9 protein-coding genes are annotated in these 12,734 nt (G+C 36.1%); all 9 read left to right on the forward strand.

Annotated elements, in window-relative coordinates; translation table 11 throughout:
* The first annotated feature begins 3 nt into the window (after nt 1–3).
* Nucleotides 4–4,521 carry a TonB-dependent receptor plug domain-containing protein gene (locus tag JOE44_RS25015; protein ID WP_209789008.1) on the forward strand — a complete coding sequence of 1,506 codons (4,518 nt, stop codon included), beginning with the start codon at nt 4–6 and terminating at the stop codon, nt 4,519–4,521.
* A gap of 231 nt (nt 4,522–4,752) precedes the next feature.
* Nucleotides 4,753–5,256 (forward strand): transcriptional regulator, encoded by a 504-nt coding sequence (locus tag JOE44_RS25020; protein ID WP_209789010.1) that lies wholly within the window; start codon nt 4,753–4,755, stop codon nt 5,254–5,256.
* Nucleotides 5,257–5,412: 156 nt separating this feature from the next.
* A complete protein-coding gene (locus JOE44_RS25025; RefSeq protein WP_209789012.1) occupies nt 5,413–5,775 on the forward strand; it encodes a hypothetical protein in 363 nt (120 codons plus the stop codon).
* The gene (locus JOE44_RS25030) at nt 5,772–6,596 is read left to right on the forward strand and encodes a DCC1-like thiol-disulfide oxidoreductase family protein (RefSeq protein WP_209789014.1); all 825 of its coding nucleotides are present in this window, start codon (nt 5,772–5,774) and stop codon (nt 6,594–6,596) included. Before JOE44_RS25025 ends, JOE44_RS25030 begins: the two co-directional genes overlap by 4 nt.
* A gap of 21 nt (nt 6,597–6,617) precedes the next feature.
* Nucleotides 6,618–7,094 (forward strand): SRPBCC family protein, encoded by a 477-nt coding sequence (locus JOE44_RS25035; protein WP_209789016.1) that lies wholly within the window; start codon nt 6,618–6,620, stop codon nt 7,092–7,094.
* Nucleotides 7,095–7,110: 16 nt separating this feature from the next.
* Entirely contained in the window at nt 7,111–7,815 is a 705-nt protein-coding gene (locus tag JOE44_RS25040) for a DUF2071 domain-containing protein (RefSeq protein WP_209789018.1), read from the forward strand.
* A 280-nt stretch (nt 7,816–8,095) separates the two neighbouring features.
* Nucleotides 8,096–8,995 carry a TIGR01777 family oxidoreductase gene (locus JOE44_RS25045; RefSeq protein ID WP_209789020.1) on the forward strand — a complete coding sequence of 300 codons (900 nt, stop codon included), beginning with the start codon at nt 8,096–8,098 and terminating at the stop codon, nt 8,993–8,995.
* 50 nt (nt 8,996–9,045) lie between these two features.
* Nucleotides 9,046–10,491 (forward strand): alpha-L-fucosidase, encoded by a 1,446-nt coding sequence (locus tag JOE44_RS25050; RefSeq protein WP_209789022.1) that lies wholly within the window; start codon nt 9,046–9,048, stop codon nt 10,489–10,491.
* A 102-nt stretch (nt 10,492–10,593) separates the two neighbouring features.
* Nucleotides 10,594–12,734: glycoside hydrolase family 3 N-terminal domain-containing protein (locus tag JOE44_RS25055; protein WP_209789023.1), on the forward strand; the 2,141-nt coding region annotated here is incomplete at its 3' end.

Genomic DNA, 12,734 nt, shown 5'->3' on the forward strand with positions numbered 1-12,734 from the left:
CCCATGAATTTCAAATTTATATCAAACTATATCATCTTGCTGAGCTTATTATTCTCAACTTTTTCTGTGAAAGCCCAGCAGTCATTTCAGGATTTTGAAAAAGAAAAAACTTACATTCAGACCAATCATGTTTTTTATAAACCTGGCGAGGAAATGTATTTTAAAATATATGTGGTAAAAGGAACTCATAATCTTCCGGTAGAACAAAGCAGAGTTGTCAATTTTGAAATTGTTGATCCGGCAGGAAGCATTTTGAAAAAAATGAAATATGAAATTACCAATGGCTATGCTCAGGGCTATTTCTATTTTGATGAAGATATGAAAGGCGGGATTTATAAAATCAGAGCTTTTACCAATTGGATGCAGAATGAAGTAGGGAAAAATACCTTTGAAAAAGAAATTACCCTCCAGAAAATAGTTTCTCCCAGGATTTTAATGAAACTCGATTTTCCTAAAAAAGGATATGGACCTGGTGATGAGGTGACAGCCGATTTCTCAATGAGAAGTCTGAGTAACCTTCCCATTCCTTTTTATGAAGCAGATTATACCGTAATGCACAATGGGGAAACCGTTTCAGAAGGGAAACTGATTACTGATAAAGAAGGTAAGAAAATATTAACCTTTACACTTCCTGAAGTGTTGAAATCCTCTGATGCACTGTTGAATATTAAAGTGAATTTTGATGGATTTACAGAATCTATTTCCAGAAACATTCCGATTGTTCTGAATAATCTTGATGTGAAATTTTTACCTGAAGGAGGAACTTTTATCAATGGAATAGAACAAAATATAGCCTTTAAAATTCTCGATGAATTTGAAAAACCTGTAGATGCTGTCCTGGCTGTTTACAATCAGAATCATGAAAAGATAAAAGAAATTTCAGCCTACAATTTCGGGATGGGAAGCTTCCGTTTTACCCCTGAAAAGGGAGAATCTTACTATGCAAAAGTGAGTAAACCGGAAAATATAAACCAGACTTTTAATTTTCCTGAAGCAAAGAATGACGGATTGGTTTTAAATATTCAAAATGAAAATAAAAAACTGAATTTTACCATCACTTCAACTCAGGAAAAAACGATTACTCTTCAGGGAAGTTTCCGCGGAAAAGAAATATATTCTAAAACTCTTACCTTAAAAAATGGAAGTAATTCATTGGAAATTGATGAGAAAAAATTTCCTGTGGGAATCTGCAGGTTTACGGTTCTTGACCATACTCTTCCTATTGCAGAACGTATTGTTTTTACCAATAAAGTGAACCAGCTGAATATAAAGGTTAACCCTGTAAAACAACATTATCTGCCCAGAGAAAAAGTGATCCTGAATATTGAAACAACCGATGAAAACAACAGCCCGATTCCGGCTAACCTTGGATTGAGTGTGGTGGATGATAAGTTATGGACGTATGCCGATGACAAACAGAATCATATTGTTTCCTGGCTTCTGATGGACTCTGAGTTGAGAGGGAAAATTGAAAAACCTCAGTTTTATTTCGATAAAAAAGAAGAAAAAGCCGATAAAAGCTTAGATCTTGTCATGCTCACAAATGGCTACAGATACTTCGAACTCATCCCGGAGGTTTTAAAAACCAATAAATACAAATACCTTCCTGAAAAGAAAAACTCAATCTATGGAATTGTGGAAGATGAGAACAAAAAACCAGTAAAAGCAGAGGTTTTTCTGTTGGACACAAGTGGTAGAAAAATCCTTAAACAGACGGTCTCTGAAAATGGAAAGTTCTATTTTTCGGATCTGAATGCAGGCAATGAACATAAAATTATTGCCAAATCTTTTCAGCCTAAGCATCTGGTGAAAATCAGGATTTTGTCTTATAATCTGGATATTAATCCTTTAACAAAGCAAAATCTTTCCCATATAGATGTAGAAGAAATTGTAAAAGAAGCTGAAAAAAAAGAAAAAGCATTAAAAGAAAACAAGAACAACACCAGCCCGCTGAGTAATTCTGGTCATTCCAGAAAAGATACTGTTACGAATAAAAACATTGAAGAAGTTGTTGTATTAGGGTATAGTTCAATGGCGAAGAAGAGTAATACCATGTCGTCCACTACAATAACATCTGCTACGGAGATTCAAAATCCCAATGTAGCTTCTTTGTTGAATGGGAAAGTAGCAGGACTCGTCATCAGTACCGGACAGCCGGGAACGGGAGCACAGATCCATATCAGAGGATCGGTCTCTATGACCAATAAGAGTCCATTATTTATTATTGACGGTGCTCCTGTAGAAAATTTCAATACCACCGTCAACCCAAATGATATCAATAGCATCACTGTTCTCAAAGATGCTGCAGCGACTGCTATTTATGGAAGCAGGGCTGCAAATGGAGTGGTGATTGTGAATTCATATAAAAACAGCAGCTCAAAAATCAGATTTGATATTACCCCGAAATCTTATCTTGCCATAGAAGCGCTGCCCTATGAACGACTTGTTTCGTATGCAGGATCAAGAGAATTTGTGTATCCTGAATATAAGACCACCAATACCTCTTACCGTTTTGATTATAGAGAAGCTCTTTACTGGAATCCTGTAGTAGAAACCGATAAAAACGGAAAGGCAAAAGTGGAATTTTATAATTCAGATGCCAATTCTACCTTTAGAATTATGACAGAAGGTATTGCTGCGTCAGGACTTGTAGGGAGAGATGAAACAACTTATGCTGCTCAGAGTCTCATTTCAATAGACAGCAAAATCCCACAATACCTGACGAGAACCGATCAGATGACCATTCCTGTTGTTATTAAAAATAATTCCTCTGAAATCAGGAAAATGACCATGGACGTGATTGTTCCCAATCATGTAAGACTGCTGCAGTCTGACAGTTTGATTACCCTGAAACCACTGGAATCAGGAAGGTTATTTGTTAAAATACAGACCGATGAAATCATAGATTCCCATATTCAGTTTACCATAAGATCCGGAGATTTCAGAGAAACAATGATCCTTCCGTTTAAAGTTGAAGAAAAAGGATTTCCCCATCAGTTTTCCATTATCAATAACAAAACAGAAGAGATAAAAATCAATATTCCGGAATATATCAATGGAAGCTTATTTTCCTCATATTACGTATTTGAAAGCACTGCTTTGCAATTGTTTGACAATCTGGCACAATTGAAGAAAGAACCATACGGATGCTTTGAACAGCTTTCCTCAACGGTGTATCCTAATATTTTTATTCTGGATTATTTGAAATCAAGTAAAAAAATAAATACAGCAACAGAAAATGAAGTCATTAAAAATATGAAAAAAGGCTTCCAGAAAATGTTGAGCTATAAAAATAAAGACGGAGGATTCGGGTATTTCAACAGCGAAGAATCGGATGTGTCACTTTCAGCATTTGCATTATTGGAATTTACGGATTTAAAAAAGTATGTAAATCAAGATGCTAAGCTTATTCAGGGGCTTTCCTCATTTATCTTATCAAAGAAAAACGGAAACGGTCTGTTTGAGGTGAGAAGAGGTTATGAATCCAAAAAAGATTTTTCCGAATATTCCTGGTCGAGAAATATGTACGTGGTCTATGCTTTATCCAAACTGGGCCTCAAAAATGAAATTGAAGATTCCTTTAAAGTGATGATGAAAAGAGCTTTAGCCACAAAAGACTCTTATCAGCTGGCGTTGCTTGCCAATGCAGCGGCTCATTTAGGTAAGCAGGCAGAATATGATGATTTGATGAAGATTCTTGATCAGCAATATGAATCAAAGAAAGTAAAATCCCAAATCACTTTTACGGGCTCATGGGGAATATCAGCCGATGCCGAAACCCTTTCCCTGTATATCATGGCACTTCAGAAAGATGAAAAACTCAACCAGTTGAAAATAGCAGAAGCTGCAGATCAATTAATCAGTTTCAATGGATATTATGGATTCGGATCTACTCAGGCAACAACATTGGCAGTACAGGCACTGTCTGAATTTTTCTCTAAAAATGAGCAGTTATTTGGAGTTGAAAGACCGGTTATCACAATCAATAAGGCCAATACTTCACCCATAATAAGCCTTTCATCAGCATACAAAGCGGGTGAAAATAGAATCAATATTCATTATCCCACTAAAAGTGGACTGCCTTATAAACTGGAATATCAATATTATACATTACAGGCACCTGAAAGCAAGGATATTCCTCTTATCATGGACACAAAGCTAAAACCCGGAGCGTCTAAAGTAGGAGAGACCAGGAGAATGACTGTTACTATTAAAAATAAAATAAATGGCCAGTTACCCATGACCATAGCAAAAATTGGTATTCCTGCAGGCTTGACTCTTCAAAATGCTTTATTGAAAGATCTGATAGATAAAAAGCAGGTTTCTTACTATGAAATCTTTGATAATTATCTGGTGCTGTACTGGGAACATTTCAATGCACAAGAAACGAAAACCATCAATCTTGATCTTAAAGTAGAGTTTGCAGGAACCTACACAGGAAAATCAAGCAATGTTTATCTCTATTACATGCCGGAAGCAAAATATTGGAATCAAGGAATTACAACGAGTATTGAACCATAATTTTTCTCCTTGTCAAGGTTTTAAACCTTGACAAGGAGAAAAAACTGGCTATAAGAAAGCAACATTTAAAAAGAGAAGTTAAGTTTAAAATGACTTCTGGAAGCTGGATACAACAGAATTCGATGACACCAAAACTGAAAATAAGCAAACCTTTTAAAATTAATTTTCAAAAATTATTGAAAATTCAAAAAATATAATTACATTTGTTACAGAAATTAAAAGCGGAACACAATGCAACTTTCAGAAGCAAAAGAAAAATACATTCAGACCTGGGGAACCTTTGCTACCAATTGGGGAATCAACCGTACGATGGCACAGGTGCACGCACTGCTTTTGGCTAGCGGCAAACCCCTTTCTACCGATGAAGTAATGGAGCAGCTGGAGATTTCAAGAGGAAATGCCAATATGAATCTTCGTGCCCTAATAGACTGGGGAATTGTGAAAAAGGAATTTGTGAAAGGAGACCGTAAAGAATATTTCGTGGCAGAAAAAGATGTCTGGTATCTTTTCAAACAGATAACCAAAGAACGCAGAAAGAGAGAAATTGAACCTGTAATTTCTTTTTTGGAAGAATTAAAAAATATTGAGGATAATGACTCGGAAGAAGCTCAGGAATTTATCAAGCTGATGACTGATTTCAGTTCTGTAACCGGAAAAATCAACAATATTATGGATCTGGCGATAAAAAGTGATGACCACTGGCTGGTAGGGAAGATTACCAATCTGTTGAAATAGAAAACTGAAAGAGGATGAAAATCCTTTTTTATTTCAAACTAACTTTCAAAAATTACTGAAAATATAAAACTAACAATAAGTATGAAAAATTTAATCATTCATTTATTCCTGATTATTTATTTCAGAAGAAAAGGATCACTTTAAACAGTTATTACCATGAAAACATTTGCAAAATATGATTATTACATTCAGCTGTTTTTTATAATAATAGGACCTCAGGCTTTTTTATTTGGTGGTTTGTCGGGATTTGTTCTGTTTTATTTTATAGTAGGAATTCCGCAAATGGTAAGTTTCCTGATCAAACTGTTTTTTAAAACAAAAAAGTCAGCACTGTATATCGCGTATGGAATTGTAATAGCACCGGTCTGGATTATTGTAGCCATTTTGTTTACAGAGAAACATATCAATGACTTTTTTGGATATGTTTTAATGGCCGCTCTTTTATACAGCCCTGTGATGGCCGCGGCATATGTTTATGATTGCTACACTACTTATGAACCTTATAAATCACAATTATGAAAACGCTCAAAAATCACACATTAATCTACGACAATGAATGCCCAATGTGTAATCTCTATTCCAAAGGTTTTACAAAATGTGGAATGCTGGATGAAGATGGAAGAGAAGCATTTACAGAACTCTCAGGCAGAAATAAAAGCCTCATCGATTTCAATCGGGCGAAAAATGAAATTGCATTGGTAGACCATACCAAAAATGAAGTCGTGTATGGTTTAGACAGCCTGCTTCTCATCATTGGAAACTCTTTTCCATGGCTGGTAAAAATGGCTCGTATAAAACCTCTGTATTGGTTTTTTCAAAAACTGTACTCCTTTGTTTCTTATAACCGGAAACAGATTATTCCTTCCCCAAAAGATGATACAGAACAATCCTGCATTCCGGATTTTAACCTGAAATACAGAATAGCATACATCAGCTTTGTTGTTATTTTTTCAGCCTATATCTTAAGCCTGTTTTCTGGTAAACTAAACTTGAATTTAGAAAGGAATTTCCTGAGAGAATTTGCAGTTTGCCTTGGCCAGATCGCTTGGCAGGCCTTCTTTTTAAAAACCTATCTCAAAGATAAAATCTGGGATTATATCGGAAATATGATGACTGTTTCCTTAATCAGGACTTTACTTTTAATGCCTGCTCTGATAACGAGTTTTACTCCTGTTTTTTACATGATATACTTTGGAATTGTAGTATTGATTATGTTTCTGGAACATATAAGAAGATGCAGAATACTTAAGCTGAACTTTCTGCCTACGATCTCCTGGATATTGTTTAGAATAACGGCACTGGCCATCATTATTCTGACCACCATTGAATTTAAAATTTAAAAAAACTTAACACCTCTGAAAATGTCAACAATCTATTTAAATACAGTAATCAACGCAGATATTCACTATGTTTTTGATCTGGCAAGGAATATTGATCTACATCAGCAATCCACCTCAAAAACTCATGAAAAAGCAATCGCAGGACGTACTTCAGGACTGATTGAAGAAAATGAAACAGTTACCTGGCGGGCAAAACATCTGGGAGTGTATCAAAACCTTACCACAAAAATTACCAGCATGGAAAAACCCATTCAGTTCATAGATGTTATGCAGAAAGGAGCTTTCAAGTCTATGCGCCATCGGCATATTTTTAAATCTGTAAACGGAAAAACATTGATGACCGATATTTTTGAATTTGAATCTCCACTAGGCATCATAGGAAAATTATTCAATGCCATTTTTCTCAGAGGATACCTTAAAAACTTCCTGCTCAAAAGAAATGAACTGATCAAAACCATTGCAGAATCTTCTACCTATGACGGAATAGCCATTTTTTAACCTAAAACAGAGAATTATGAACTTTTTAAAAGCAGAATGGCGAAAACTGGCCATCATCAATTACGAAATTGATCCTGACCTCTTATTGCCATACCTTCCAAAAGGAACAGAACTCGATTTTTATAAAGGCAAATGTTACGTAAGTCTGGTCGGATTCATGTTTTTAAATACCAGACTCTTAGGATTTCCCATTCCTTTCCACCGGAATTTTGAAGAAGTGAACCTAAGATTTTATGTCAGAAAAAAAGAAAATGGAATCTGGAAAAGAGGAGTGGTATTCATCAAAGAAATTGTTCCCAAACCTGCATTGAGCCTGGTTGCAAATTCTATTTACAAAGAGAATTATCACACTATGCCCATGAAAAACCAGATCCATGAAAATAAAGATGAACTGCTGATCCGGTATTCATGGAAAGATAAAAACTGGCATTCTATTCAGATAATGGCGGAGAACACGGCAAAACCTATGGAAGAAAACTCTGAATTTGAATTTATCACAGAACATTATTTTGGATTTACCAAAAAAGAAAATACAACCTCTGAATACGAAGTATGTCATCCAAAATGGAAATGCTACACCATAAAAGAATACCATTTGGAAGTTGATTTTCAAAAGATCTACGGAACTGATTTTGAATGCCTGAACCATCAACAGCCTGTTTCAGTAATGTTAGCCGAAGGCTCAGAAATCCAAGTCAAAACCAAAAAATATATCAGCTGAAAAAGCAAAAAATGCAAAACCTTCCTATCCACAAATATCCGTGAGAACATATAATATGGAACCACAAAAGTCACAAAAGATAAGCATTTAAGTGATATTAAGAACATATCTTACGCAGAAGAAGTACACATAAGTCTGTAAAAATTTTTGATTTTTTTCTTAAAAGTTTACAGCGTTTAAATAAGATATATCTCATCACAAGTATCTGTGAAAATCTGCGAAATCTGTGGGAAAACCTTAAACATTGAACTCCAAACTTTAAACCTTAAACTTAAAAACAATGAAAATAATCATAGCCGGAGGCACCGGATTTCTTGGCGAAAACTTAGAAAAATATTTTACAGAAAAGGGTAATCAGGTATACATTCTGACCCGTAATCCTCAACGTAAAAATGAAATCTATTGGGATGCACAAACAATAGGTGAATGGAAAAATAGCCTGGAAAAAGCAGATATTCTGATCAACCTTACAGGAAAATCTGTGGATTGCCGGTATCATGAGAAAAATAAACAGGAAATCTATTCCTCAAGAATAGACAGTACAAGGATATTACAGAAAGCTGTAGATCAATGTTCTGATCAACCGAAAATTTGGCTGAATGCCAGTTCTGCAACCATTTACGTTCATTCTGAAATGCATTTCAATACAGAAGAAAACGGAATTATTGGGGATGACTTTTCCATGAATATCTGCAAAAGCTGGGAAAAAGAATTTTTTACAGTCAAAAATGAAGGAATACGAAAAGTAGCCCTTCGAACTTCTATTGTTCTTGGAAATGATGGTGGTGCTTTTCCAAAACTGAAAATGATTACTATGATGGGTTTAGGGGGAAAACAGGGAAGAGGACATCAAATGGTAAGCTGGATTCATATTGAGGATTTTTGCAAAGCTGTGGACTGGATTATTCAGCATGAGAATATTTCAGGAACTGTTAATATAACGGCTCCGGCTCCGGTTTCCAATGAAAATATGATGAGAAAACTGAGGAAAAAAATGAATGTTCCTTTTGGGCTTAATGCTCCAGTCTGGCAATTGGAAATCGCATCTGTATTCCTGAATACAGAAACCGAATTACTGTTGAAAAGCCGAAACGTTTACCCGGAGAGACTCCAAAAAAGTGGATTTCAGTTTTTATATCCGGAATTTGATGATGCTCTTCTTAATCTATTGGAATCCTAATGTTTGTAGGTTTCCCAAAGGATAATTAAATTAGCGGAAAACTATTCCATATGTTGGGTATATCCAAAATAAAACCTTTTTTCCTTTCATCCTTTTTTATCAGTTCAATCGTATTTTCGCAGGCCCACAATGTATCCGACGGCTATCAGAAACCTACAGACCCTTTGGTTGTTCAGAATCTGGACCAATGGCAGGATCTGAAATTTGGATTGTTTATGCATTGGGGAACCTACAGCCAGTGGGGAATTGTTGAAAGCTGGAGCTTATGTCCGGAAGACGAATCATGGACGCAGAGAAAACCTGAGCACGGAAAATCTTACTATGAATATGTAAAAAATTATGAAAATCTTCAAACGACTTTCAATCCCGCTCAGTTCAATCCTCAAAAATGGGCTGATGCAGTAAAAAAGGCCGGAATGAAATACGTGGTTTTTACCACCAAACATCACGATGGTTTTGCCATGTTTGATACCCAACAGTCGGAGTATAAGATCACTTCTTCCAAAACGCCATTTTCAAAAAATCCAAAATCTGATGTAACGAAAGAGATCTTCAACACGTTCAGAAAAGAAGGATTTAAAATAGGGGCTTACTTTTCAAAACCGGACTGGCATTCCGATGACTATTGGTGGTCTTACTTTCCACCCAAAGACAGGAATGTCAACTATGATCCTAAGAAATATCCGGAAAGATGGGAGAGTTTTAAAAAGTTTACTTTCAATCAGCTCAATGAAGTCACATCCAATTATGGTAAAATTGATATTCTTTGGCTGGATGGCGGCTGGGTACGTCCTTTTCATACTATAGATCCAAAAGTAGAATGGCAGCGTACCATCAAAGTAGAACAGGATATTGATATGGATAAAATAGGAACAATGGCAAGAAAAAATCAACCTGGAATTATCATTGTAGACCGTACTGTTCCCGGAAAATGGGAAAACTATGTTACCCCTGAGCAGGCCGTTCCGGAACATGCTCTTTCCATTCCCTGGGAAAGCTGCATCACAATGGGAGATTCCTTTTCCTATGTTCCCAATGACAACTATAAAACCTCTCAAAAGATTATTGAAACTTTGGTGAAAATCATTTCAAGAGGTGGAAATTACCTCATGAATATTGCTCCGGGACCTAATGGTGATTATGATTCCATCGTTTATGAAAGATTACAGCAGATTTCCAGCTGGATGGAGAAAAACCAGACTGCTGTTTTTGCCACAAGAGCTATTGCTCCTTACCACGAAGGAAATTACTATTACACTCAAAGTAAAGATCATAAGACGGTAAATGTTTTCCATCTGGATGAACAATCAGAATATAAAGCTCCTTCAAAACTTACTTTTTCCCTTCCGGAAAATTTTAAACCAAAATCTTTGAAAATATTAGGTATTTCCTCAAAAATTCAATGGAAAAAAACACCTGAAAATACCATTGAAATTACATTGCCCGAAGAAAGAAAAAATCTGAAATATGCAACTGTATTTCAAATAATGCAATAGTAGAATTTGTGAATCCTATTTATATTAGAGTTCCAAGTCTTGAACTTTTGGTTCTTTTGTTTCAAGGTAAAAGAACAAATTTTAAACTAAATTATTCTTGAGATGTATTTTAAACTTCGATGTAAAATTATAGGAATTTTCTTGTTGAGCTCAGTATTTATCTCTGCTCAAAGACCGTTATATAAAGATCCCAAACAACCCATTGAAAACAGAGTTCATGATCTGCTGAAGAGAATGACCCCTGAGGAAAAATTCTGGCAGTGCTTTATGATTCCCGGAGATCTGGATCATGTTCCGAAAGGACAATATTTCCATGGGATTTTCGGATTACAGGTAAGTGCCGGAAATCAGGGCGGTGGTGCAGCGGGACAGCTATTGAAATATAATGCCCGTGAAGATGCAGAAAGATTGGTTAAAAAAATCAATGCCATTCAGAAATATTTCGTGGAAGAATCAAGATTGGGAATTCCCATTATTCCTTTTGATGAAGCTTTACATGGATTGGTTCGGGAAGGAGCTACAGCGTTTCCGCAGGCTATTGGATTAGCGGCCACTTTCAATCCGGAATTGATGACTCAGGTTTCATCAGCCATTGCAAAAGAATCAAAACTGAGAGGAATTCGTCAAATTCTGACACCGGTAGTCAACCTGGCCAATGATGTAAGATGGGGAAGAACAGAGGAAACCTATGGTGAAGATCCCTTTTTAACTTCTGTAATGGGAGTAAGCTTTGTCAGTTCATTTGAAAATCAGGGAATCATTACCACTCCCAAGCACTTTTTAGCGAATGTAGGAGAAGGAGGAAGAGATTCATACCCAATCCATTGGAGCAAAAGATATTTGGAAGAAACCCATTTGATCCCTTTTTACAATGCTTTTACACAAGGAAAAAGCCGTTCGGTGATGACTTCCTATAATCTGCTTGATGGAAGACCTTCAACGGCCAATCACTGGCTGCTAACAGAGAAATTGAAGAAGGACTGGAATTTTAAAGGCTTTGTGATCAGTGATGCCAGTGCGGTAGGAGGAGCGAATGTCTTACATTTTACAGCAAAAGATTATGATGATGCTTCTGCACAGGCAATAAATGCAGGGCTTGATGTGATTTTTCAGACAGAATATAAACATTACGAACTTTTTATACCTCCTTTTCTGGATGGAAGAATCTCAAAAGAAAGAATTGATGCTGCTGTTTCAAGAGTATTGAGAGCCAAATTTGAACTTGGATTATTTGAAAATCCCTATGTTTCATCCAGGGATATTGAAGAATTAAAGAAACTTAACCACAAACCTTTGGCAGAAAAAACCGCTGCTGAATCCTTTGTTCTGCTTCAGAATAATAACCACACACTTCCAATTCCAGCAAATGTAAAAAAGCTTCTGATTGTGGGTACAGATGCTGTGGATGCAAGGTTAGGCGGTTACTCAGGGCCAGGGAACAAGAAAGTTAATATTCTGGATGGTCTTAAAAATTTTGCTAAAGCTAAGGATATTGAAATCATGTATTCAAAAGGGATTGACTGGAATGTAAAAGATTTTGCAACGGTTTCCCATGAATATTTATCTTTTGAAAACAAGAAAGGATTAAAAGGAATGTATTTCTCCAATACGGATGTAAAAGGAAATCCGGCATTTGAAAAACAGGATGAACAGGTTAATTTTAAATGGACCTTATACTCTCCTGATCCTGAAAAACTCCAGCCTGATGAATATAGTGTTCGCTGGACAGGAAAACTGGAAGCTCCGGATTCAGGGAAATACCAATTGGGATTGCGTGGGAATGATGGTTTCAGGCTATATCTGGATGGGAAATTAGTTATTGATCAATGGGAAAAGTTGAGCTATTCTACAAAAACGGTTGATGTAGATTTTGTGAAAGGAAAAAAATATGATATTAAGATTGAATTTCATGAAAATCGTGGTGAAGCCAATCTGGAACTGATCTGGAATTACGGTTTGCATGATTATCAGAAAGATTGTAAAGAAGCTTTGAGCCTTGCCCAGAATGCAGATTACATTATTGTTACTGCCGGAATTCATGAAGGAGAATTTCAGGATCGTTCATCACTAAGTCTTCCTGGAAATCAGGAAATATTCATTCATGAAGTTTCAAAACTAAATAAACCCACCACAGTTGTTTTACTAGGTGGATCTGCCATCAAAACAACAGCCTGGAAGGATAAAGTAGGAGCTATCTTAGACATCTGGTATCCTGGGGAAGAAGGTGGAAATGCCGTTGCAAA

It is taken from the genome of Chryseobacterium sp. PvR013 (assembly GCF_017833095.1).
Taxonomy (GTDB): Bacteria; Bacteroidota; Bacteroidia; order Flavobacteriales; family Weeksellaceae; genus Chryseobacterium; species Chryseobacterium culicis_A.

Excerpts from the sequence above, each read along its gene's own strand:
- JOE44_RS25020 (WP_209789010.1), top strand. The coding sequence starts at position 4,753 with ATGCAACTTTCAGAAGCAAAAGAAAAATACATTCAGACCTGGGGAACC.
- JOE44_RS25030 (WP_209789014.1), top strand. The coding sequence starts at position 5,772 with ATGAAAACGCTCAAAAATCACACATTAATCTACGACAATGAATGCCCA.
- JOE44_RS25040 (WP_209789018.1), top strand. The coding sequence starts at position 7,111 with ATGAACTTTTTAAAAGCAGAATGGCGAAAACTGGCCATCATCAATTAC.
- JOE44_RS25045 (WP_209789020.1), top strand. The coding sequence starts at position 8,096 with ATGAAAATAATCATAGCCGGAGGCACCGGATTTCTTGGCGAAAACTTA.
- JOE44_RS25025 (WP_209789012.1), top strand. The coding sequence starts at position 5,413 with ATGAAAACATTTGCAAAATATGATTATTACATTCAGCTGTTTTTTATA.
- JOE44_RS25050 (WP_209789022.1), top strand. The coding sequence starts at position 9,046 with ATGTTGGGTATATCCAAAATAAAACCTTTTTTCCTTTCATCCTTTTTT.
- JOE44_RS25035 (WP_209789016.1), top strand. The coding sequence starts at position 6,618 with ATGTCAACAATCTATTTAAATACAGTAATCAACGCAGATATTCACTAT.
- JOE44_RS25015 (WP_209789008.1), top strand. The coding sequence starts at position 4 with ATGAATTTCAAATTTATATCAAACTATATCATCTTGCTGAGCTTATTA.